17 protein-coding genes are annotated in these 23,156 nt (G+C 34.9%); 11 read left to right on the top strand and 6 right to left on the bottom strand.

The window, feature by feature from the left end; translation table 11 throughout:
* Positions 1-45: 45 nt before the first annotated feature.
* The gene (locus tag BUB80_RS01845; protein WP_073290375.1) at positions 46-642 is read right to left on the bottom strand and encodes an FMN-dependent NADH-azoreductase; all 597 of its coding nucleotides are present in this window, start codon (positions 640-642) and stop codon (positions 46-48) included.
* Positions 643-732: 90 nt separating this feature from the next.
* Between BUB80_RS01845 and BUB80_RS01850 the strand changes: the two genes are divergently transcribed.
* The 8 genes from BUB80_RS01850 to guaA all read left to right on the top strand — a co-directional run bounded on the left by BUB80_RS01850 (position 733) and on the right by guaA (position 9,652).
* Entirely contained in the window at positions 733-1,104 is a 372-nt protein-coding gene (locus tag BUB80_RS01850; RefSeq protein ID WP_073290377.1) for a winged helix-turn-helix transcriptional regulator, read from the top strand.
* A 326-nt stretch (positions 1,105-1,430) separates the two neighbouring features.
* On the top strand, positions 1,431-2,159 hold the full coding sequence (locus BUB80_RS01855; RefSeq protein ID WP_073290379.1) for a pirin family protein: 729 nt from the start codon (positions 1,431-1,433) through the stop codon (positions 2,157-2,159).
* Positions 2,160-2,196: 37 nt separating this feature from the next.
* Positions 2,197-2,748 (top strand): NADPH-dependent FMN reductase, encoded by a 552-nt coding sequence (locus tag BUB80_RS01860; RefSeq protein ID WP_073290380.1) that lies wholly within the window; start codon positions 2,197-2,199, stop codon positions 2,746-2,748.
* A gap of 275 nt (positions 2,749-3,023) precedes the next feature.
* A complete protein-coding gene (purM, locus tag BUB80_RS01865; RefSeq protein WP_073290382.1) occupies positions 3,024-4,016 on the top strand; it encodes a phosphoribosylformylglycinamidine cyclo-ligase in 993 nt (330 codons plus the stop codon).
* A 153-nt stretch (positions 4,017-4,169) separates the two neighbouring features.
* Positions 4,170-4,733, top strand: coding sequence for a phosphoribosylglycinamide formyltransferase (gene purN / locus BUB80_RS01870; RefSeq protein ID WP_073290384.1), 564 nt, complete (start codon positions 4,170-4,172; stop codon positions 4,731-4,733).
* 356 nt (positions 4,734-5,089) lie between these two features.
* Entirely contained in the window at positions 5,090-6,607 is a 1,518-nt protein-coding gene (gene purH / locus BUB80_RS01875; protein WP_073290386.1) for a bifunctional phosphoribosylaminoimidazolecarboxamide formyltransferase/IMP cyclohydrolase, read from the top strand.
* 92 nt (positions 6,608-6,699) lie between these two features.
* Positions 6,700-7,938 carry a phosphoribosylamine--glycine ligase gene (gene purD, locus BUB80_RS01880; RefSeq protein WP_073290388.1) on the top strand — a complete coding sequence of 413 codons (1,239 nt, stop codon included), beginning with the start codon at positions 6,700-6,702 and terminating at the stop codon, positions 7,936-7,938.
* 184 nt (positions 7,939-8,122) lie between these two features.
* The gene (gene guaA / locus BUB80_RS01885) at positions 8,123-9,652 is read left to right on the top strand and encodes a glutamine-hydrolyzing GMP synthase (RefSeq protein ID WP_073290390.1); all 1,530 of its coding nucleotides are present in this window, start codon (positions 8,123-8,125) and stop codon (positions 9,650-9,652) included.
* 360 nt (positions 9,653-10,012) lie between these two features.
* On the opposite strand, the gene BUB80_RS01890 is transcribed toward guaA, so the two are convergent.
* Entirely contained in the window at positions 10,013-10,669 is a 657-nt protein-coding gene (locus tag BUB80_RS01890) for a hypothetical protein (protein WP_073290392.1), read from the bottom strand.
* A 47-nt stretch (positions 10,670-10,716) separates the two neighbouring features.
* Between BUB80_RS01890 and BUB80_RS01895 the strand changes: the two genes are divergently transcribed.
* The gene (locus BUB80_RS01895; protein WP_073290393.1) at positions 10,717-12,219 is read left to right on the top strand and encodes a carbon-nitrogen hydrolase family protein; all 1,503 of its coding nucleotides are present in this window, start codon (positions 10,717-10,719) and stop codon (positions 12,217-12,219) included.
* Between the two features lie 144 nt (positions 12,220-12,363).
* On the opposite strand, the gene BUB80_RS01900 is transcribed toward BUB80_RS01895, so the two are convergent.
* Positions 12,364-16,989: a fibronectin type III domain-containing protein gene (locus BUB80_RS01900; RefSeq protein ID WP_073290395.1), complete on the bottom strand. Its 4,626-nt coding sequence runs from the start codon at positions 16,987-16,989 to the stop codon at positions 12,364-12,366.
* Between the two features lie 402 nt (positions 16,990-17,391).
* Between BUB80_RS01900 and BUB80_RS01905 the strand changes: the two genes are divergently transcribed.
* On the top strand, positions 17,392-19,041 hold the full coding sequence (locus BUB80_RS01905) for an ABC1 kinase family protein (RefSeq protein WP_073290397.1): 1,650 nt from the start codon (positions 17,392-17,394) through the stop codon (positions 19,039-19,041).
* A 407-nt stretch (positions 19,042-19,448) separates the two neighbouring features.
* The gene (locus tag BUB80_RS01910) at positions 19,449-20,801 is read left to right on the top strand and encodes a DEAD/DEAH box helicase (RefSeq protein ID WP_073290399.1); all 1,353 of its coding nucleotides are present in this window, start codon (positions 19,449-19,451) and stop codon (positions 20,799-20,801) included.
* A 31-nt stretch (positions 20,802-20,832) separates the two neighbouring features.
* Here the strand turns inward: BUB80_RS01910 and BUB80_RS01915 are convergent, their stop codons facing one another.
* From BUB80_RS01915 to BUB80_RS01925, 3 genes are all read right to left on the bottom strand, one after another.
* Complete coding sequence (locus BUB80_RS01915) at positions 20,833-21,807, bottom strand: tetratricopeptide repeat protein (RefSeq protein ID WP_073290400.1); 975 nt, start codon at positions 21,805-21,807, stop codon at positions 20,833-20,835.
* An 11-nt stretch (positions 21,808-21,818) separates the two neighbouring features.
* Positions 21,819-22,475, bottom strand: coding sequence for a GDSL-type esterase/lipase family protein (locus tag BUB80_RS01920; RefSeq protein WP_073290402.1), 657 nt, complete (start codon positions 22,473-22,475; stop codon positions 21,819-21,821).
* A gap of 71 nt (positions 22,476-22,546) precedes the next feature.
* Entirely contained in the window at positions 22,547-23,011 is a 465-nt protein-coding gene (locus BUB80_RS01925) for a lipocalin-like domain-containing protein (RefSeq protein ID WP_073290403.1), read from the bottom strand.
* Positions 23,012-23,156 lie beyond the last annotated feature (145 nt).

Here is a 23,156-nt window from a genome sequence, read left to right on the forward strand (position 1 = left end):
CAATTTAATTCAATCTTAATGTTTAAGTTTTATCATTGATTTTAATTAAACCAATTCTGCAATTTTCGCCACCGTTTTCGCTAAATTTTCATCCTTCAACTGAGGGACCATCATTCCCTGAGATTGGAAAACTTCCACATCCGTAATCCCGATGAAACCGAACAGAGTCTTTAGATAATATTCCATGTTTTCAATCAGTCCATTATCATAAACGCCACCCACTGCAAAATTTAAATATAATTTTTTGCCTTTAATAAGACCTTTTGGAGTTCCGTCAGCATAAGAGAATGTTTTTCCGGGAATGGCAATACTATCGATCCATGATTTTAAGGTTGATGGAAAAGTGAAGTTATAAAAAGGAACACCAATCACGATAATATCTGCTTCCTGAATATCTTTCAAGGCTTGATCAGAATGTTTTGATGCTTCTTTTTGTTGTTCATTTTTTTCATCATCAGGAATAACAAAAGATGCAGAATGCTGAATTTCTAAATGCGGAATCGGGTTTGCTGCCAGATCACGAGTAACAACTTTACTGCCAGGATTCTTTTCTAATAGTTGATTGATAACAGCCTGAGAAAGTTTGTTACTTACAGAGTTTTCTCCGCTGATACTGGTTTGGATATTTAAAATGTTTGCCATTTTGTTTAAAATTTTTAGTTTTTGATACTGACAAAATTATTGTAAATTTACTTTCCAAAGTATAGTAGTTACCTAAAGGAAAGTGAAAAAATGGAAAAACAACATAATCATAAAGATTGTATGCAGGCGTTAAAGCCGGTTCGTGATACATTAGACGTCATTAATGGAAAGTGGAAACTACAGATCATCATTTCTCTAGATGCGGGAAATAAACGTTTTACGGAAATAGAAAGAAGTATTCCTAAATTGACCTCAAAAGTTTTAGCCAAAGAATTGAAAGAATTAGAACAAAATGGTTTGGTTAAAAGAGTAGTCAAAGACACGTATCCGGTAAGTATAGAATATTTTCCTACAGAACATACAAAAACTCTAGGACCTGTTGTGGAGTCGCTGAAAGATTGGGGCGAAAATCACCGCAAACATATTTTTGGAAACCCTACAGAAATAGAGAAAGGCGAATAGAAAATATTACTCATTTTTTAGGAGCCATTTCCCGCTTTTCGTTACAATCTTTTTTTTCAAAAAAGGATTTTCTCTGCAATCGGGGCTAGGGTTGTAGTCGTTTCATCAACCTAACCCCAACATTCAACACTCTGTTTGTCATCCTGAAAGGATCTCAACAACGCAATAAAAAGCTTAATCTAGATTCTTTCAGGATGACAAACACGATGTTAAACATAAACACGATAACATAAAACTAGAGCTCAAAACTCTTATTTTCTTTCTTATCCTACGTCAACATTTCTCCAACCCGCAAGCCGTAAATTTGTCCTATAAATAATCACAATATGAAAACAGTATATCATAAAGCAGATTCAAGAGGCCACGCAGATCATGGGTGGTTGAACAGCTATCATACATTCAGTTTTGCCAACTATCAAAATAATGAAAGAAGCAATTTTGGAGTGTTGAGAGTATTGAATGACGACACTGTTTCTCAGGGAATGGGCTTCGGAACGCATCCTCACAAAAACATGGAAATTATTTCAATTCCGTTGGAAGGAGATTTGGAGCATAAAGATTCTATGGGAACAACTGCTGTTATTAAGAAAGGAGAAATTCAGGTGATGAGTGCCGGAACAGGCGTAATGCACAGCGAATACAATAAAAATAAAGATGAAGCGGTGAAGTTTTTACAGATCTGGATTTTCCCGAGAGAAGTAGATGTTGAACCGAGATATAATCAGAAAAGTATTAAAGAAGGAGAAAAGATCAACGGTTTTCAACAGATTTTATCACCAAACAAAAATGATGATGGCGTTTGGATTCACCAGGATGCTTGGTTCAACTTGGCCAACTTTACCAAAGGAAATGGTAAAAATTATATGCTGAACAAAAAAGGAAATGGCGTTTATGCTTTTGTATTAAAAGGAAGCGCAAAAGTAGGCGACAGAATCTTAAACGAAAGAGACGGTTTAGGAATTTGGGATACCCAAAGTTTCAACATCGAAGCAATAGATGATTCAGAAATCCTTTTAATGGAAGTTCCAATGGAATTGCCTTCTTATCTTAAATAATACCTAAATTTGCAAACTTTAAACAGAAAAAAATATAATGAAAATTTTAGCAGTAGCAGGAAGTAATTCTGATGTATCAATCAATAGACAATTGGTAACGTATGCCACAACATTATTCGAAAACGTAGAAGTAGAAATTGTTGACATGAACGATTTTGAAATGCCAATTTACAAACATCAAAGAGAAGTAGAAAGCGGAATTCCTCAGCAAGCGCAAGATTTTGCATCGAAAATTGACAGTGCAGATGTTCTTTTGGTTGCCCTTTCTGAGCATAACGGAACGTATTCTACAGCATTTAAAAATGTGTTCGACTGGACTTCAAGAATCAAACCAAGAACAGTTTGGAACGAAGTTCCAATGTTATTGATGGCTACAGCTCCAGGAGGAAGAGGTGGATTAGGTGTTTTGGAAGCAGCAGAAAAACGTTTTCCGTCACATGGAGGAAATATCGTTGATACCTTCACACTTCCTTTCTTTAATGATAATTTTGACAAATCGGCTCAGAAGATTTCCAATGAAGAGAAAGACAGCGAATTAAGAGAAAAAATTCAGAAGATTTCGGCTATTGAATCGATCCTTGAAAAATAGGTTTGAATATTAATTTAAAATTAATATCTTTGCAAAAAGAAAAAAGATGAAAATTCAGTCTACCTTCAAAGAATGTTTCTCCATAAAAGGAAAAACTGTGGGCACTGAAATTCTGAGATAAAATAACGGCCGATAATCTACCAAGATTGTCGGCTTTTTTATTTTCTAAAATTGATATAAAAAGTATATAAATAAAAGACAAAAAGACATCGGACGTCAGATACCAGACTAATGGTCTGAAATCTGAAATCTAACATCTAATATCTAAATAAAACATGAGCAACACGTACAAATCAGCAGGAGTAGACAAAGAAGAAGGATACAAAACCGTTGACAAGATCAAAAAAGCGGTTGGTGAAACCCACAATTCCAATGTATTGAATCATTTGGGAAGTTTTGGTGCTTTCTACGAGATTGGAGGATACAAAAATCCTGTTTTGGTTTCAGGAACTGATGGAGTAGGAACGAAGCTTAAAGTAGCTTTAGATTCTAAAAAATACGATTCTATCGGGGTAGATTGTTTTGCAATGTGTGCGAATGACATTCTTTGTCACGGTGCAAAACCATTGTTCTTTTTAGATTATTTGGCTTGCGGAAAATTAGATTCTGAAATCGCTGCTGAGATTGTTTTAGGAATGGTAGCAGCTTGTAAAGACAATAACTGTGCATTGATTGGTGGTGAAACTGCTGAAATGCCGGGAATGTACAAGCCGGGAGATTATGATGTTGCAGGATTCTGTGTAGGAATTGTTGAAAAAGATCAGATTATCGACGGTTCTAAAATCAAACCGGGTGACAAAATCATTGCATTGCCAAGTTCAGGATTTCACTCAAACGGATTCTCTTTAGTAAGAAAAGTATTCCCTGATTTCAACGAAGAATTTGAGGGGAAACCTTTATATGAAACACTTTTAGTTCCAACAAGATTATATTATAAAGATATTCACAAAGTGATTGAAGAAGTACAGGTTGCCGGTATTGCTCACATCACAGGAGGTGGATTGTACGAAAACATTCCGAGAATTATCGGTGATGGATTATGTGCGACTATTGATGCTTCAACAATCAAGATTCCAAGTATTATGCTGGAATTGGAAAAAAGAGGTGGTGTAGCGCGTGAAGAAATGTTTGGAACATTCAATATGGGTGTTGGAATGATCGTTGTGGTTGATCCGGAACATGCAGAAAAAGTATTACACCTTCTGGATGATGCTTACGAAATCGGAGAAATTACAGAAGGAAGTGAAAAAATAGATTTAAAATTTTAGGAGCTTAATCCCGCTTTCCACTGTATCTTTTTTATTACGGCCTCCGCTTCGCTCCGGCCGCAACAAAAAAGGAGGCCGTTGCAATCGGGGCTAGTAAATAATATAGAAAGCTTTGTCAAGGTTTCGAATCTTGACAAGGCTCACAAAATAAACATGAAAAACATAGTTATACTTGTTTCAGGTTCAGGATCCAATCTTCAAAGAATTATTGATACCATTGATAATGGAGAAATCCAGAATGCAAAAGTATCTTTAGTTGTTGCCGACAGAGAATGTTACGGACTGGAAAGAGCTAAAAATCACAATATAGAAACCGTTCTGATTCCGAGAGGAAAAAACTTCAGCAGCGAATTGAGTACTATTATTCCTGAAAATACAGACTTAATTGTATTGGCAGGATTTTTATCCATTCTAAAACCTGAGTTTTGTGAAAACTGGAGCGGAAAAATAGTCAATATCCATCCTGCTTTGCTTCCAAAATTCGGAGGAAAAGGAATGTGGGGACATCATGTTCACCATGCGGTTATTGAAGCTAAAGAAAAAGAAAGTGGAGCAACGGTACATTTTGTAACTCCGGGAATTGATGAAGGAGAAGCTATTCTTCAAAAATCATTCGCAGTAACAGAAGACGATACTCCCGAAACGGTGGCTGAAAAAGTTCATTTAGTTGAATATGAAATTTTCCCAATAGCGATTAATAAAGTATTAGGAAACTAATTAAACCTTTACTGAGTCAAAAGCCTTTGCGAACTTAAAAATATTCAGTATTAAAAGAAAGCCTAGTGCTATTTGCGTTAAAAAAATATCATACTGTTTGTTATTCCGGAGGAATCTAAGTATAGTTGAGATGCTTTCAGCATGATAACAGGACGTAAAAAAGCAAAAATATTTAGTATTAAAGCTGTCATGCTGAGCGAAGTCGAAGCATCTCTTTAATCCAATTAAAAAACACATTTAGATTTAAAATATTTCGAAAAAAAAGCAAAAATCTAAGTAAAATAAAGTAAAATCGGAGGTGAAAGACCCGGTTTACAGTTTGAAATAGCTGTGAAAAGTAAAAAATTGAAAGTAAAATGAGTAAAAAGAGAGTTTTAATCAGTGTTTCTGACAAAGGCGGATTGATAGAATTTGCACAGTTTTTGGAAGCCCAGAATTATGAATTGATTTCTACAGGAGGGACATTCAAACATTTGAAAGATGCTGGTTTAAATCCAATTCAGATTGATGAAGTTACTAATTTCCCTGAAATGTTGGATGGTAGAGTAAAAACTTTACACCCGAAAGTTCACGGAGGTTTGTTGGCTGTTCGTTCAAATGAAGAACACATGCAGACGGTTCAGGAACATGGAATTGATTTGATTGACATGGTAATTGTAAATCTTTATCCTTTCTTTGAAAATGTTAACAAAGACATTTCATTACACGAAAAGGTAGAGTTTATTGATATCGGAGGTCCGTCAATGCTTCGTTCGGCAGCTAAGAATTTTGATTCTGTAACAGTAATTACTGATGTTGAAGATTACGCAACAGTAAAAATTGAAATGGAGCAGAATGGTGACACATACATTGAAACGCGTAAAAAATTAGCGGGTAAAGTATTCAATCTTACTTCTGCTTATGATGCGGCTATTTCAAGAATGCTTTTAGAAGAAGATTATCCAACTTATCTGAATGCATCTTACAAAAAAGTTGCTGACCTGAGATATGGTGAAAACCCACATCAGACAGCTGCTTACTATGTTTCTACTTTCGAGAACGGAGCAATGAAAGATTTCGAACAACTGGGAGGTAAAGAATTATCTTTCAATAATCTTCGTGATATGGATCTTTGTTGGAAAGTGGTAACAGAATTCAAAGAAGAAATGGCTTGTTGTGCTGTGAAACATTCTACACCTTGTGGAGTGGCAATCGGAACTTCGGCATTGGAAACGTATCAAAAAACATTTGAGTGTGATCCTATTTCTATCTTTGGCGGAATTGTTGCTACCAACTACAAAGTTGACGCTGCAACAGCTGAAGAATTAAATAAAACTTTCCTTGAAATTGTTATGGCTCCTGATTTTGATGAGGATGCTTTAGAAATTTTAAGAAAAAAGAAGAATTTAAGAATTATAAAAATCGTTAACCCTGTTTCCGACAAGCAGACTTGGGTGAAGGTTGATGGCGGAATATTGGTTCAGGATAACGATAGTATCTTCTCTGATGATATTAAAGTGGTTACTGAAACTCAGCCAACAGAAGAGCAGAAGAAAGCTTTGCTTTTCTCTCAGAGAGTTGTGAAATACGTTAAATCAAACGCAATTGTTGTTTCTAACGGAATTCAGGCTTTTGGAATCGGTGGCGGACAGGTGAACAGAATCTGGGCTACTCAACAGGCTATTGAAAGAGCGAAAGAAAAATTCACAGGAGATCTAGTATTGGCTTCTGATGCATTTTTCCCTTTCCGTGATGTGGTAGATTTCTGCCATCAGGAAGGTATTACCGCTATTATTCAGCCAGGAGGAAGTGTAAAAGACCAAGACAGCATCGAAGCAGCAAATGAGCACGGCATTCCGATGATGTTTACTGGTGTTAGACATTTTTTCCATTAATTAAAATAGAATTAAATTATAATTTTGGATTGTTTTTATACCATCCAAAATTATATATTTGTAATATTATAGACTAGTTAATTAAATAAAGTATGAGAATATTAATCATAGGTGAAGGTGGAAGAGAGTCTGCTTTGGCAGCTAAACTTCAGAATGACTCTAGAGTTACTAAAATGTTTTTTGCAAACGGAAATGCTACTACCGATGTAATAGGGGAAAATGTTCATTTATCAGAGATTGAGGAACTTAGAGATTTTGCTATTAAAGAAAGAGTAGATCTTACGATCGTAGGTCCTGAAGCTCCGCTTGTAGCTGGATTAAGGGATGAGTTTAAGAAGCATGATCTTAAGGTTTTTGGTCCAAATCAAAAAGTAGCAAGTCTTGAAGGAAGTAAGGCTTTCTCTAAAAAATTCATGCAGACCTATGATATCAAGACAGCAAAAGCTGTGGTATTTGATTCATATAACGACGCTAAAGAATATGTACAAACTCATGAATATCCTTTAGTAATCAAAGCGAGTGGTTTAGCAGGTGGAAAAGGTGTTGTTATTTGCGACACGTTGGAAGAAGCTGAAGCTACAATCCACGATTTCATGATCAGAAGGATTTATGGAGACGCTGGAATCCGTTTGGTTATTGAAGAATTCTTACAAGGTTTTGAGGCTTCAATTATTGCATTCTCAAACGGTGAAAAACTATTCCCATGTATTGCTGCAAAAGATTACAAAAAAGCTGGAAACGGTGATACAGGTCCAAACACAGGAGGTATGGGTTCAGTGGCACCAAGCCCGGAATTTACAGCAGAACATGCTGCAGACTTTGAACAAAATATTTTAGAACCTACTGTAAAAGGTCTTAAGGCTGAAGGTTTCAGTTTCAAAGGAATTATCTTCTTCGGATTGATGGTTACTAAGAATGGAACATATCTTCTTGAGTACAACATGAGATTCGGAGATCCTGAAACTCAGGTATTGATGGCTTTAATGGAAAACAATCTGTTAGACGTTATCAACGACTGTATGGATGGAAAAGATATCGAACTTACATTTAAAGATGAGAAAGCAGTTTGTCTTGTAATGTGTTCAGGAGGTTATCCTAGAAACATAGAGACAGGTTTTGAAATTGTAGGTGAAGATAAAGTAAAATATAGCCAACTATTATATGCAGGAGCTGTTAAAAAAGGCGATAAAGTAGTTTCCAATGGTGGTAGAGTGCTAAACATTGTGGCTACAGGAGCAACTTACGATGATGCCCGCAAGAAAGTATACGAAGATGCAGGACATGTACACTTCGACTATAGTTTCTACAGAGAAGACATCGGGAAGTTTTAATAAAAATCAAAAAAAAGATTTGGAACATTTCCAAGTCTTTTTTTGTAAAGCGTTTCATCAATAAGGTCTGGCTAAATAAGCAAGATATCAAGACAGTTAAGGTGAGCCCTGAAGGGGCGAAACTATAATAGCTCCGGGTGAAGCCCGGATAAAATAATTCAACAATAATTTATCAATTCAAAAAATGAATAACGGTATTATCATATTAGATTTCGGATCTCAGTACAACCAGCTTATTGGAAGAAGAATCCGTGAGATGGGAGTATATTCTGAAATTTTACCTTTCAATACACCTTTAGAAACTATTTTAGAAAAACAACCAAGAGGAATTATCCTTTCAGGTGGTCCAAGTTCTGTGAATGCAGAAAATGCTCATTTAGTTGAAAAAGAATTATACGAGCAGGGAATTCCTGTATTGGGAATTTGCTACGGAATGCAGTTAACGGCACACCTTTTAGGGGGAAAAGTAAATAAAGGTGAAAAAGGAGAGTACGGAAAAGCTCATTTAGATATCATTAAAGAAAGCTCTTTATTAAAAGGGGTTACTCAAAACTCTGTAGTTTGGATGAGTCACTTTGATGAAGTTGGAGAATTGCCAACAGGTTTTGAGTTAAATGCAAAATCTGGGGTTATTGCTTCTATTTCTAATGAAGACAAAAAAATCTATTGTGTACAGTTCCACCCTGAGGTTTCTCACACGGAAGAAGGAGGTAAGATGTTGGAGAATTTCGTTTTCTCAATCTGTGATGCAGAGAAAAACTGGAAACTAACCAATTATATCGAAAAAACAGTTGCAGAAATTAAAGAAAGAGTAGGAGAGAATAAAGTGATCCTAGGTCTTTCAGGAGGAGTAGATTCTTCTGTAGCAGCCGTTCTAATTCACAAAGCAATCGGTGATCAGTTGCAGTGTATCTTTGTTGATACAGGTTTATTGAGAAAGAATGAAGACGTAAAAGTAATGGAAAATTACGGTGAGCATTTTAATATGAATATTAAATTGGTTGACGCTTCAGAAAGATTTCTTACAAAACTAGCCGGAGTAGACGATCCTGAACAAAAAAGAAAGATTATCGGAAACGAATTTATTCATGTTTTTGATGAAGAGTCTCATAAAATTGAAGGGGCTAAATTCTTGGCACAAGGAACAATTTATCCTGACGTTATCGAAAGTCAGTCAGTAAACGGACCATCAGCAGTAATCAAGTCTCACCACAACGTTGGTGGACTTCCGGAAGAAATGGAATTTGAGCTGTTAGAGCCTTTAAGAGAGCTTTTCAAGGACGAAGTAAGAAAGGTTGGGGAAGAATTAGGGATTCCTCATCATTTGGTGCACAGACACCCTTTCCCTGGTCCAGGTTTAGGAATCAGAATTTTGGGAGCTGTAGATGCTGAAAAAGTGAAAATCCTTCAGGAAGCTGATGATATTTTCATTGAAGAATTATATAAAAATGATCTTTACGAGAAAGTTTCTCAGGCATTCGTAGTTTTACTTCCTGTAAAATCTGTTGGCGTAATGGGTGATGAAAGAACATATGAATATACTGCGGTTGTTCGTTCTGCCAACACCATCGACTTTATGACAGCAACTTGGAGCAGACTTCCTTACGAGTTTTTAGATACTGTTTCAAGCAGAATTATTAACGAAGTAAGAGGAATCAACAGAGTAGCTTACGATATTTCAAGCAAACCACCTGCAACTATTGAGTGGGAATAATCTTGATTTAATTTAAAATATAAATCCTGTTCTTATGAACAGGATTTTTTTTGTTGTTGAACTTATTTGAACTGTTACTTTAATGAAAAATAAAACAGATACTGAAGGTTTTCATTTACGACCTAGGAAAATGTAACGTTAAGAAAATTTTTTTGGTGAACGTTAAAAAAATTCTACTGTTTGAGTGCGGGGCAAATATCGTAATGAAAGAAAACAATACATCCGCACGAGTTTTAGAATTTTTAGAGAATCAAAATCATTTTTAGTGAAAGTTTCCAGTCTTGACTTTTTGTTTCTTTTTGTGTTAAGACAAAAGAAAAATTAAAGTATTAAAAATAACGATAATAAAAGGTTTAATGTTTAATGGAAAAGCATCGGTTCAAAAGCATGATAATACCCATTCTCTTTCCAAAGGAATTTTGTGGATATTTCGTCATTATCCAAAAAGTCTCTTAGTGAATATTCATCATCCTGAAAGAAAATTTCATCAACACGATCACTTTCATTATAAGTAAATTTAATATTGGGAATTGTTTCATTTTCAAATTCATAATCAAATACAGAAGAATCACCATAAAAGTTTTTAAATTTATCAGTCTTCATTCCTGTGAGGAGATCTATTGAACATCCGGCTAATTTTCTATAATTAACATCAAATACAGTAATGGCTTTACCCTGCAAATTGCCATTACGATACAAGATAGAATCCCATTGAGTTTCTCCTTTATCGTTAGTTTCTTTATTGTAATAAAAAATCCAAGGCTTGCCAAATGTTCCAATATCTATATGATTGGTAATTACTTCGGCTAAATCATCTTCCGAAGAAAGATAAACTTCTCCACCTAATTGCTCAACTTCCTTTGTTCTGTAGTTTTTTGAAAACCGCTCTATTTTTTTAAGTTCGTGGGTTGTACCGTCATAGATCAGACTGTTAAATTCTGAAAACCGATGAAGTTGTTCCTGCATGATTTCGTTGTTATTTTCATCGGTATATTTTATATAAGTATCTGCGCCCATTATATTTTTTAGGTAATTTTCCTTAAATTTAGGTAAAATTACATCAAATGCAAATAGAAACACGACCCCTGACTGTTCAGGATTACGATGAATTGGTAGTGACAATGAAGCGGGCCTACCCGCAGATGTCTGAATCCATCTGGTCAAAAAAGAGTATAGAAAAACTGACTAAAATATTTCCACAAGGTCAAATTTGTATCACCGTAGATGAGAAGTTGGCTGCGGTTGCCCTTTCTATTATCGTTAATTATAATGAATTTGGTGATGATCATACCTACGTTGATATCACAGGGAATTATACTTTCAATACCCATCTGTCAACGGGAGATGTATTGTATGGAATAGAAGTCTTTGTAGATCCTGAATATCGTGAATTACGTTTAGGAAGAAGGTTGTATGATGCCCGAAAAGAACTTTGTGAACTGCTGAATCTGAAATCTATTATTCTTGGTGGTAGAATCCCCAATTACCATAAATACAGCCATGAACTTTCAGCAAGAGATTACATCAGAAAAGTAAGAGATAAAGAGATTTATGATCCTGTGTTATCTTTTCAGTTATCCAATAATTTTCTACCGATCAGGATATTGAAAAAATATCTTCCGGAGGATGAATCTTCCAGAGAAAACGCCGTATTGTTGCAATGGAATAACGTTTATTACAGCAAGAAGCCCAATACGATGCAGGACAGTATTATTCGTCTTGGGTTGGTACAGTGGCAGATGAGGCATTTCAAAGATATCAATGCTTTTTATGAACAGGTAGAATTTTTTGTGAATGTAATGGGAGATTACAAATCGGATTTTGTTCTTTTTCCTGAACTCTTTAACACTCCTTTATTGGCGCCATTCAATAAACTTTCAGAAAGAGATAGTATGATAGAGTTGGCGAAATTATCAGAGGATATCAAAAATAAAATATCAGAATTAGCCATCAGTTATAATGTAAATATTATCTCTGGAAGTATGCCGGTTTTTGAAAATAATGATCTGTATAATGTGAGCTATCTTCTCCATAGAGATGGAAGGATTGATGAGTACCGAAAGATTCATATTACCCCAAACGAAAGAAAGTATTACGGAATGAAAGGAGGGAACGAAATAAAGGTTTTCGATACCGACTGTGGGAAAATTGGACTCGTAATTTGCTACGATGTAGAATTTCCTGAGCTTCCAAGAATACTAGCCGATCAGGGAATGAAAATCTTATTTGTGCCTTACCTTACCGATACGCAGAATGCTTACATCAGAGTACGTCATTGTGCAGCGGCAAGAGCCATAGAAAATGAATGTTATGTAGCGATTGCAGGTTGTGTAGGAAATCTTCCCGGAGTAAATAATATGGATATCCAGTTCGGGCAGGCTGCTGTATTTACGCCTTCGGACTTTGCGTTTCCATCCAATGCTGTTAAAGGGGAAGCAACTCCTAATACGGAAATGACATTAATTGTAGATGTAGATTTAAATTTATTGAAAGACCTTCATTATAACGGTTCTGTTCAGGTTATGAAAGACAGAAGAACAGATCTCTATGAAACCTATCTTAAATAAATCATTTTAGTTTATCATATCATAGTCCTGCTTTTTATAAGTGGGATTTTTTTGTTTAAAATTTAAATATTTCTCTTACTTATTACTACAAAAAAATAAGCTCCCATTTCTGAGAGCTTATTGTATGATAAAAATAATGTACTATTATTCTTTGATGAATTTCTTCTGAGCAGTGCCCTTAATATCTTCGATGTCTATTACATAAATTCCGTTGATCAATTGACTTACATTGATCTTGTTATTTAAGATAATTCCACTAGATACAATTTGTCCTGCTGCATTATAGATTTTGTATTTAGATCTTGTACTGATGTTTTTTACATTCAATACAGTACTTACCGGGTTAGGGAAGATCATGATATCATCTTGGTTAATTGCATTAGGAACTGCTGTCTTAGAAATTCTTACAGTGTAATCTTCAACTTCACCGTTCGCAAAACCTGTACAGTTTACAGGGATACCATCTCTTTGCATCGCTACTCTCATGACAACATATTTGTAATCAGTTAAGCTAACAAAGGCATCCGTTGGTACACTGAATGTTCCTTTAATAGGAGTTGTTGTGCTTGGTGCTGAAGCAAGGATTCTTTCATTAATATCGAAAGTACCGTTTCTGTCAAAGTCAATCCATACAGCAATACCTTCATTGTTATTAGCCCCTAACCAAGATTTTTCAATAGCAATCTCATTACCTGTAGAACCTTGAATTAATTCGATGAACTTAGCAGGATTACCCGTATAATCTGTGTATGTAGATGCCAATGAAGGATTATCCATTGTTGGTTTACCGTTTGGTTTCACCGTTACTTTTGAAATAAATTCATTTGCTGCACTTACTGAAGCCATTGGGCAATGGGTTACGGTAGGTGTTGTAAATAAATAGGGTACAGTAAATGTTCCTGGAGTACCAGTACATACATTCGCAACCATCATTTCATATTTCGTTAATTCTAATAGCCCTGTTAATGTAATTGTATTTGTTGATACAGCTACAGTGGTCCAACCTGGAATACCTACTTTTCTATATTTCAAGATATAAGTTGCTCCTGGGAATGGATCCCAAACTACAACCGCAGAAGTAGGGTTAAGTTGTGTAATCGTTAATCCCGGAGGAGCTAGATTACATGTTCTGTCTGTTGTAAATACTTTAGAGCTAGACCAAGGGTTAAGAACATTACCAGGTCCATCACATTTATTAGCTATCTGTACTTCATATGAAGTGTATACATCTAAATTTTGAAGTGTATACGTATTTGCAGGAGCTAATGGTAAAGGTATTTCAGCATTAGGCCATCCTGTTGTACCTACTTTTCTCCATCTTAATGTATATGATGAACTTAACGCAAGCGGATTCCAAGTAATCAATGCAGATGTTGTCGTAATATTACTTATTGTAACGTTTGGAGGAGTAGGATCACATTTTGTAGTAAATTGATTATGTGAGAATCCACCAGGTGTACTGTTACAAACCGCTGCTACTTCCACTTCATATAACGTCGCAGCTAATAAGTTGGTTAAGTTATATGTATTTGTTGGAGTAGTTACTGCGCCTACATTTGCTGTAAGCCAACCTGTGGTAGAACCTACTGGTCTGTATCTGATCTGATAAGTAGCACCACCAATATCTTGAGGCCAAGTAATTGTTGTAGTATTGTACGTTATTGAAGTTGGTATTACAGTTACTACTGGTGTCACGTTACTACAGATACGCAATACAATGTTATCAATAGCCACAGGAGGTTGGGTACCACCACTACCATCATTTGTCCATTCGAATACAATACGCATTGGTGTAGGACCTGCAAAACTGCTGATATTTAAAGTGGCATTAGAATATGACTGCCAAGTAGCTTGCTGATTATAGTTAGCTCCTAGTTGAATTCTTCCAGCACCTGCTGTAATTTGAGCGCCGGCAACTGGCATATACGTTGCCGGAACCAACCAAACTCTTAAATAGTCCCAAGTACTTTCACCAACTGCTTTCCAGTCGAAAGAGAAGCCTGCAGTCGTAGTTCCGGTAGGAACAGCTATATCTCTATATGCGTGAACAATACTAGAAGCACCAGAAATAGTGTATGCATTCGTTACGCCATTATCATTTGAAATGTAAATAGATTTCCCAGGGTTTCCTGTAGCAGTACCTTGAACCCATTTGTTTACTTGCCCAACACTTGTAAATCCGAAGTCATTAGCTCCTGTGAAATCCTGAAGATATGGAATCGTAGCAGGAATCTGTGTTGTTGTAAAACTAGGACCAGCAACCCAAATACTACGATCTGTAGTACTACAAACAGAACGTACCCACCAGTAATAAGTGGTATTTGGTGTTAATGGAGTTAGAACTGCTGTATTCGTAGCAGATGCTCCTGTAGCCGGAGTTCCAGCTGTAGGAGGAGTACTTGATGTACTTAAATAATATTGATATCCATTTCCAGGAACCTGAGTTGGAGGAGTCCAACCAATTGTAGCCGTTGTAGCACCTACAGAAGGTACATTCATTGCGGTAGGAACAAAACAAGTAGGAATAAATAAGTTAATATTATCAATAGCTATAGGAGGTTGAGTACCACCACTGCCATCATTTATCCATTCGAATACAAGACGTACTGTTCCAGATGCAACAAAGCTGCTTAGAACTAAGTTGGTATTAAGATAATTTTGCCAAGTTGTTTGTTGGTTAAAATTACCACCTACTTGGATTCTTCCGGCTCCAGCAGTAATTCCAGTTCCGGCAGCTGGCATATAAGATGTAGGGACTAGCCATACTCTTAAATAATCCCAAGTACTTTCACCAACACCTTTCCAATCGAATGTGAAAGTAGAAATAGTAGTTCCTGCAGGAACTGTAATATCTCTATATGCATGAACCGTACTTATAGCCCCTGAAATGGTGTATGCATTTGAAACCCCATTATCATTAGAAATATAAACAGATTTACCTGCATTACCTGTTGCAGAACCATACGCCCATTTATTAGTCTGTCCAGCACTTGTAAATCCTAAATCATTAGTCGTGTTGAAGTCCTGAAAATAAGGAAGAGGAGCTGGTATTTGTCCTGTTGTGAAACTAGGTCCAGCAACCCAAAGACTATTATCAGTAGGGCTACATACAGAACGTACCCACCAGTAATAAGTAGTATTAGGTGTTAATAGAGTTAAGTTAGCAGTAGTTACACCAGCTGCAGTTGTTCCTGTTGGTAGAGTACCGGCAACAGGTGGAACATTTGATGTCGTTACGTAATAAGCATATCCATTACCTGGAGCAGGTGTTGGAGCTGTCCAGTTTATGCTAGCTGTTGAAGATCCTACAGTTCCGATTCCCATTGCGGTAGGCACAAAACAAGTAGGAATATACAAGTTAATGTTATCAATGGCAATAGGAGGCTGATTACCGCCGCTTCCATCATTTCTCCATTCAAATACTAAACGCATTGTTCCCACAAAGCTGCTTAGGTTTACATTGGTATTAAGGTAATTTTGCCAAGTTGTTTGTTGGTTGAAATTACCACCTACCTGAACTCTTCCGGCTCCGGCAGTAATACCAGTTCCTGCAACAGGCATATAAGATGCAGGTACTAGCCAAACTCTTAAAAGGTCAGTAGCCCCTTCTCCATCACCTTTCCAATCGAATGTGAAAGTAGAAAGAGTAGTTCCTGCAGGGACTGTAATATCTCTGTAGGCATGAACTATACTAGTAGCACCAGCAATGGTATACGCATTTGCAGTTCCATTATTATTAGATATGTAAACAGAATTACCTGTATTACCCGTAGCAGAACCATACGTCCATCTATTAGTTTGTCCAACACTTGTAAATCCTAAATCATTACTTGTATTGAAATTTTGTGTATATGGAAGTGTTGTAGCTATTTGTCCTGTTGTAAAACTTGTACCGGTAGCCCAAATACTATTATCAGTAGCACTACATACAGAACGTATCCACCAATAATAAGTGGTATTAGGGGTTAAAGGAGTTAAGTTGATAGTAGTTACACCAGCTGCAGTTGTTCCTGTTGGTATAGTACCCGCCGTAGGAGGTACATTTGATGTGCTTAGGTAATAAGCATATCCATTGGCAGGGGCAGGAGTTGGAGCAGTCCAGCTGATAATAGCCGTCGTAGTAGCTACTGAAGATGGTGCTAATGGTGTTGGTACAAAACAAGTAGGAATAAACAAGTTAATGTTATCAATAGCAACAGGAGGTTGAGTACCGCCACTGCCATCATTTGTCCATTCGAATACTAAACGCATTTTTCCGGCTGCGGCAAAGGTGCTTATATTCAAGTTGGTATTAAGATAATTTTGCCACCCTCCTTGTTGGTTATAATTACCACCTACCTGAATTCTTCCGGCTGCGGCAGTAATTGCAGTTCCGGCAGTTGGTGTATAAGTGTCTGGTACTAGCCAAACTCTTAAATAGTCCCAAGTACTCTCTCCATTCGCTTTCCAATCAAATGCCAAAGTGGCAATGGTAGATCCGGCAGGTATAATTACTTCTTTATAAGCATGAACGATACTACTGGCACCCGCAATAGTGTAACCATTAGTAACCCCATTGTCATTTGAGATATAAAGTGAATTAGCTGGATTACCTACTGCAGATCCATAAGCCCATTTGTTGACTGCAGATCCGTTTATCAACGTAAGATCATTTGCCGTTGAAAAATTTTGAGTGTAGGGAAGCGCTACGGCCTGTCCATAGAGTTTCGATAAGAAACCTATATTAACCAGACACAGAAGAAGTACTAAAAAAGTAGAAAGTTTCTTCATAAATTATTGTTATTAATATTAATTATGCAAATCTAAATCGTTTTTTAATATATATAGTATATAATACAATGTTTTTTATAAAAAATGTATAAAAAAGAGGCAGATTTAAGGGGTGAAAATTATTATATACTTACATATTGATGAATAAACGAACAGAGTGTTGTTTTATTATTGAATTTTAAAATAAAATACAATAATTCTACTTTTTATATTTCTATTATACATTTTTAAATAACTTTTGATAGGGACTTAAATTGATGAAAAGGAATTTTTTCTAAATTAAATTCACTTGAAATATTTTGAGTGTAAAATTCTGTAGAGATTATAAAACATTATTTGGTGGAAATAGTAAGTATTAGGAATAATTTTTGGAGTTACTTTGTAACTCATTATTTTTATAAAATGTTTGATAAGCAACAAAGAAAGTTTAAAAGATCAGCAAGATTAATTTCCGTATTAAGCAAATATGGTTTTAAGGATATGCTTGCCAGAATGAACGGGAATAATAAACAGGAAGAAGATTCTGCAAATTCAGATGAAATCATATCAAAAGGCACAGTATATGAAAGGATAAGATTGGTTTTGGAAGAGCTTGGGCCTACTTTTGTGAAGCTTGGTCAGACATTCAGTAACAGGGAAGATCTTCTGCCACCGGAATTGATACAAGAGCTTCAAAAGCTTCAAGACAAGGTGGATATGGTAGAAATGAATGTAAAGGAAATTCTTGAAAATGAATTTAATATTTCCGTTAAAGACTATTTTCTTGAAGTTCAGGAAAAACCTTTGGCTACGGCTTCAATTGCACAGGTGTATAAAGCTACATTACTGAACGGTGATGAGGTAATCTTAAAAATTAAAAAAGCAGACGTACAAACCGTTATTGAAGATGATATTCTTTTGATTAAAGATTTGGAAAAATTAATTTCATCTTATTCTGAAATAGGAGAGAAGCTTAATATGAAACAGGCAATCTCTACTTTTGAAAGATCGTTACTGGAGGAAGTTTCTCTAATTAATGAAAAGAATAATATTCTACAGTTTTCCAGAAACTTTAAAAATAATAAAGAGACTTATGTTCCTAAAGTCTATGAAGAATTTTGTAATAACAATGTTCTTTGTATGGAGTTTATTGACGGAATAAAAGTAACAGATAAAGCCGGACTTTTAGCCAATAATATAGATCCTGTAAAAATTTCAGAAGTTGGTTTGAGGTTATTTGTATCTCAGATTTTAGATTACGGGTTTTTCCATGCTGATCCGCATGCCGGAAATATTTTAGTAAAAAAAGATGGCAAAGTTGTCTTTATTGATTTCGGTGCAGTCGGAAAAATTCAGGCTAATGATAAAGAAATTCTTGAAAATTTAATTGTAAGCTTCGTTGCGAAAAATGCCCATAAGATTGTAAGATCTCTCAAGAAAATGGCAATAAGCTACGAGATTCCTGATGAAAGAAGATTTGAAAACGATGTAGATGATATTCTGAATTTTGTACACAGTACTTCTTTAAAAGAGATTGATCCGCAGGCGATTATTAATAAAATGAAAGATGTTTTGAAAGATAACCGTCTTTACATGCCGGACTATTTTTATCTTTTATTCAAAGGAATTGGCTTGATTGAAGGAGTAGGGCGTACCATCAACCCAGATCTGGATATTGTTAAAAGTCTAAATCCGTACACCAAAAAAATTCTTACTAAGAAAATCAGTCCAAAGAATATTCTTAAAAACGGAATGGATAAAATGATGAATTTCACCGATAATGTAGATGAGATTCCAAAAGAACTTCGTTCTGTTCTTCAAAAATTAGATGAAAATAAATTCACTGTTTCCAGTGAAATCAAGAATATTGAAAAGACCAATCAAATTATCAAATCAAGTATTGTTAATTTGATTTTAGCCATGATTTTAGGAGCTAATATTATTGCAACAGCCATTGTTTTTGTTTCAGAATCCGGACCAAGAATTGGTGAAATATCTTTAGTTGCTTTGCTAGGATTTATTTTTTCGATATTGTTGGTAATTATTATTTTATTGAGAATTACACGTAAATAGTTTTGATAATCTACCCGTCTAAACAAGTAAATCTTAACCACAAAAGGGACAAAAGACAGAAGTTACCTTTTACTATTTTTGTTATTGAGAACACAAAGATTACAAAAAAAATCAAAGATTTTTAAAAACTGATGTGCTCTTAATTGCGTTCTAATGATTAGCTTAAGATAAACTGATGTATTAATCTTTTGCCTCTTTTGCGGTTAAATAAAAAATTACAGTGAAACAATGAAAATAGTAATATCATTCGTCCTTACATTTTACAGTTGTTTATTTTGAATTGAAGGTGGCAATTAGTGGACTTAATTAAATAGGTTAATTTTTAAAAACGTCCTTTCAATTTCTAGCTTTCATTTTCCTGTTTTTATCCTTAATATATAAATAAATTAATTGCCTATCTTTGCAAAATGGATAAAATAACTTTTGCAGATTTTGATTTACCGGTTAAAGTTCTAGATGTTTTAGCAGACCTAGAATTGTTTGAACCAACGCCTATTCAGGAAAAGAGTATAGGACCTATACTTTCCGGAAGAGATGTAATGGGAATTGCACAAACGGGTACCGGAAAAACATTAGCTTATCTGCTGCCTGTTCTTAAAACTTGGAAGTATAACAAAACTGGCAATCCAACAGTTGTTGTTTTAGTTCCTACAAGAGAATTAGTAGTTCAGGTAACTGAAATTGTTGAAAAATTAACGGAAAATCTTACTGCAAGAGTTATCGGAATTTACGGGGGGAAAAATATCAATACGCAGAAGCTTTTATTTAATAACGGCTGTGATATTTTAGTAGGTACTCCGGGAAGGATTATGGATTTAGCGATTGATAATGCGATTTCACTGAAAGAAGTTCAGAAGTTGATTATCGATGAGTTTGATGAAATGCTTAATTTAGGTTTCAGACCGCAGTTAACGCATATTTTCGAAATGATGAGGGATAAGAGACAAAATATATTGTTCTCTGCAACTATGACGGATGCTGTAGATGAAATGCTGGCGCAGTATTTTGCAGGTCCTATTGAGATCTCATTAGCGAAATCTGGAACACCACTTGAAAAAATCAATCAAACGGCTTATAAAGTTGAAAACTTCAATACGAAGATTAACTTACTTGAACATTTATTGAAATCAGACGCAGATATGTCTAAAGTCTTGATTTTTGCAAATAATAAAAAGCACTCAGATTTATTGTTTACTAAAATTGATGAACTTTTCCCTGAACAGTTTGATGTAATTCACTCTAATAAATCTCAAAACTACAGATTGAAGGCTATGAAACGCTTTGAGAATGAAGAAATCAGAGGTTTAATCACGACAGACGTAATGGCGAGAGGTTTGGATATTTCAAACATTACACATGTAATTAACTTTGAAATTTCAGAAGTTCCGGAACAGTATATTCATAGAATTGGTAGAACGGGTAGAGCAGACAAAGATGGTAAAGCTGTTTCTTTTGTTTCTAAAAAAGAAGAACGTCCAGTATTAGACATCGAATTATTGATGGATAAAGAATTAAAATTTGTTGATTTTCCTGAAGGTGTTAAAATTAATCCTAAAAAGATTGCTTCAGAAGAAGATCTTATTGTCATGAAAAATCCGGCGCAGGCAAAACTGTTTGACGGTGGAGGAGCTTTCCATGAGAAAAAAGATAAAAACAAAAAAGAAAACTGGGGAGGACCATCAAAAAGAAAAGAACCTAAAAAATTTGGAGCCAACAGAGCGCAACAAAAAGCAATCTCGAAGTCTAAAAGAAAGAAATAAAAAAAGCTCCCAATTTTGGGAGCTTTTATTTTTATTCAGAACCTATATTATTGTTTTTCAGAATTTCTTTAAATTTTTCAGTTTTACCTTTTTCTTTCATACTTTTATAAATAGAAGCAATCATAGATTCTGCATCAGATCTATAAGGAGATTTTTGATTATTATAAATTCTATAAGCTTTGCAGAGGTAGTCTAGCCCTTTTTCATCATTTTTTAAACCATTAAAATATACATTCCCGATTCCGTAATATACTTCTGGATCTCCAGGATATACTTTATCCAAATCCATATAGGAATCAATTGCTTTTTGGAATTCTTTTTTATAAATATATACGATTGGGATATTCTGTAAAGCCATTTTTCCTTTTGGATCTAGCTTTAATGATGTTTCATATGCAGAAACTGCTTTATCAAACTCTTCATTTCTTCTATAGTTTATTCCTAGAGCATCCCATGCGTAAATGAATTTCGGATCTTTTTTTACTGCTTTTTCATAATTTTCAATAGCTCCTTTCCAATCCTTCTTTTCCGTTAACTCTCGTCCTGTATGATAAAAATTCATTGCTTCTTTATCATCTGAAAATCCTTCGTCATTAGTTTCAGAAACTACTGCAATATTTTTAACACTGGCACAGTTCTTCATTAAATATCGTTCAAGTTCATTATAACTCTCTATATATTGTTTAGAATCTTTATTGGTGTCAAAGTTCAAAGCTATTTGCTTTTTGCCATTTACAACTGGTGCATTTCTTTCTAAAGTTTCTACACTTCCAAATAAGATACCCATTTGTAAACCTCCTGTTTGTTCATCAATACAATGATGTACATCTTTTAAAATATCACTTTTATTTCTATTAAGTAAACTAATTGAATCTGCACATTTACAGGCATTATCAGAAAGTTCTTGAATGAGTTTTTCTTTGTCTAATCCATCTTTCTTTTTCTGAGCAAAAAATATAGAAAAAAGAAAAATAGGAGTTAAAATGGTTAGTTGTTTTTTTATCATGGTTGAAAATATTATTTCATATAAGGGTTCATCACCTTCGCCCAGATCTGATATCCTTCCGGAGTTATATGAAGCATATCTTCCACAAAAAGATCTTTTCTAACCTTTCCGGAAGCATCTTCCATTGCTTTGGTAATATCAATGAATTCTGCATTCTTTTCTTTCTTCATGAAAGCGGCAATTTGTTGATTCGTTTCTTTCATCTGAGGCCAAAGATTTTCTCTGCTTGGCGAGTATTTTATTGAAATATAATCAACCTCAATATTCGGAAACTTGTCACGGATTTTTTTGTAGAACGTTTTGTATCGGCTGACAACTTCTTTTACTTTTAATTGAGGATTGTCTGCAAAATCATTGTCGCCGCAATAGATGATGATCTGTTTGGGTTGATAAGGGGCAAGGAGATCTTGAGCATAATAATTAAGATCGGTTAATCTAGATCCTCCAAAACCTCTGTTAATAATTGTTTTACCGGGGAAATAATCGGCAACATCAGTCCATTTTGTGAAAGATGAACTTCCGACTAAAAGAATAGCATTTTTGGGAGGGGTATTTTCCTGATCCAGCTTTTTGAAATTTTGAATGTCTTGCCAGAACATCGGTTTTTTTTCTTGCGAAAAGAAAAAGGCAAAGGTCAGCAATAGGAATGCTGATAACATCTTCTTCATTTTTAAATAATTTTTAGTTAATTAAATTTCGTTCTCATAAAAAACTCCCGAAAGAATCGAGAGTTTATGTTTTATCTTTTATAAGTAATGTATGATAAATCCTTTACACCATCTCCGTTATAATCTATGATGCTAGGAACTTCCAGCAGTTTCAATTCTGAACTGGAAAGTACGATTACTCTGTAGCTTATTTTAGTATTGTCATCGTAGGTTACTACCATATCTTTGGTGTCTGCATCATAAGTAAATTTACCATCATGTTTAGCCGTAATTTGGCAATCAGCTCCTACACCTCCGTATTCAGTGTAAGATGTGAAATAATCTGTTCTGAAAAGAGTAGTATTTTTTACTGCACACCCTGAAGGAGTATCACTATAAAGTACCGTTTTATTGTCTTTTCCAGAAATGATTTCTGATTTACTGTTTTTCCATTCTCCTCTTAGAGTATCCAGGTCATATCCCAGAACATTATCATCATCTTTACAAGAAGAAAGGGCTAAAGCGGAAAAGGCAAATAAAAGTAGTTGTTTTTTCATTTTCACAAATTTAAGAATATGCTAAAATATAAATAAATTTGAAATATTTGTAATGAAATTCAGCTTTTTTAAACGAATGTTTGTAAAAAAGATAATTTGAGGGAAGGGTTTAGGGCTTAGGTTTTAGGAATTAGTTTTTTAAAAT

This window comes from Chryseobacterium polytrichastri (assembly GCF_900142445.1).
GTDB classification, from domain to species: Bacteria; Bacteroidota; Bacteroidia; order Flavobacteriales; family Weeksellaceae; genus Chryseobacterium; species Chryseobacterium polytrichastri.

Bases quoted from the DNA above. Each gene is read 5' to 3' on its own strand.
- BUB80_RS01895 (WP_073290393.1), top strand. From the start codon at position 10,717: ATGCAAATAGAAACACGACCCCTGACTGTTCAGGATTACGATGAATTG.
- BUB80_RS01890 (WP_073290392.1), bottom strand. From the start codon at position 10,669: ATGGGCGCAGATACTTATATAAAATATACCGATGAAAATAACAACGAA.
- purH (WP_073290386.1), top strand. From the start codon at position 5,090: ATGAGTAAAAAGAGAGTTTTAATCAGTGTTTCTGACAAAGGCGGATTG.
- BUB80_RS01850 (WP_073290377.1), top strand. From the start codon at position 733: ATGGAAAAACAACATAATCATAAAGATTGTATGCAGGCGTTAAAGCCG.
- BUB80_RS01860 (WP_073290380.1), top strand. From the start codon at position 2,197: ATGAAAATTTTAGCAGTAGCAGGAAGTAATTCTGATGTATCAATCAAT.
- BUB80_RS01845 (WP_073290375.1), bottom strand. From the start codon at position 642: ATGGCAAACATTTTAAATATCCAAACCAGTATCAGCGGAGAAAACTCT.
- BUB80_RS01855 (WP_073290379.1), top strand. From the start codon at position 1,431: ATGAAAACAGTATATCATAAAGCAGATTCAAGAGGCCACGCAGATCAT.
- BUB80_RS01915 (WP_073290400.1), bottom strand. From the start codon at position 21,807: ATGATAAAAAAACAACTAACCATTTTAACTCCTATTTTTCTTTTTTCT.
- BUB80_RS01910 (WP_073290399.1), top strand. From the start codon at position 19,449: ATGGATAAAATAACTTTTGCAGATTTTGATTTACCGGTTAAAGTTCTA.
- BUB80_RS01925 (WP_073290403.1), bottom strand. From the start codon at position 23,011: ATGAAAAAACAACTACTTTTATTTGCCTTTTCCGCTTTAGCCCTTTCT.
- guaA (WP_073290390.1), top strand. From the start codon at position 8,123: ATGAATAACGGTATTATCATATTAGATTTCGGATCTCAGTACAACCAG.
- BUB80_RS01905 (WP_073290397.1), top strand. From the start codon at position 17,392: ATGTTTGATAAGCAACAAAGAAAGTTTAAAAGATCAGCAAGATTAATT.
- BUB80_RS01900 (WP_073290395.1), bottom strand. From the start codon at position 16,989: ATGAAGAAACTTTCTACTTTTTTAGTACTTCTTCTGTGTCTGGTTAAT.
- purN (WP_073290384.1), top strand. From the start codon at position 4,170: ATGAAAAACATAGTTATACTTGTTTCAGGTTCAGGATCCAATCTTCAA.
- purD (WP_073290388.1), top strand. From the start codon at position 6,700: ATGAGAATATTAATCATAGGTGAAGGTGGAAGAGAGTCTGCTTTGGCA.
- BUB80_RS01920 (WP_073290402.1), bottom strand. From the start codon at position 22,475: ATGAAGAAGATGTTATCAGCATTCCTATTGCTGACCTTTGCCTTTTTC.
- purM (WP_073290382.1), top strand. From the start codon at position 3,024: ATGAGCAACACGTACAAATCAGCAGGAGTAGACAAAGAAGAAGGATAC.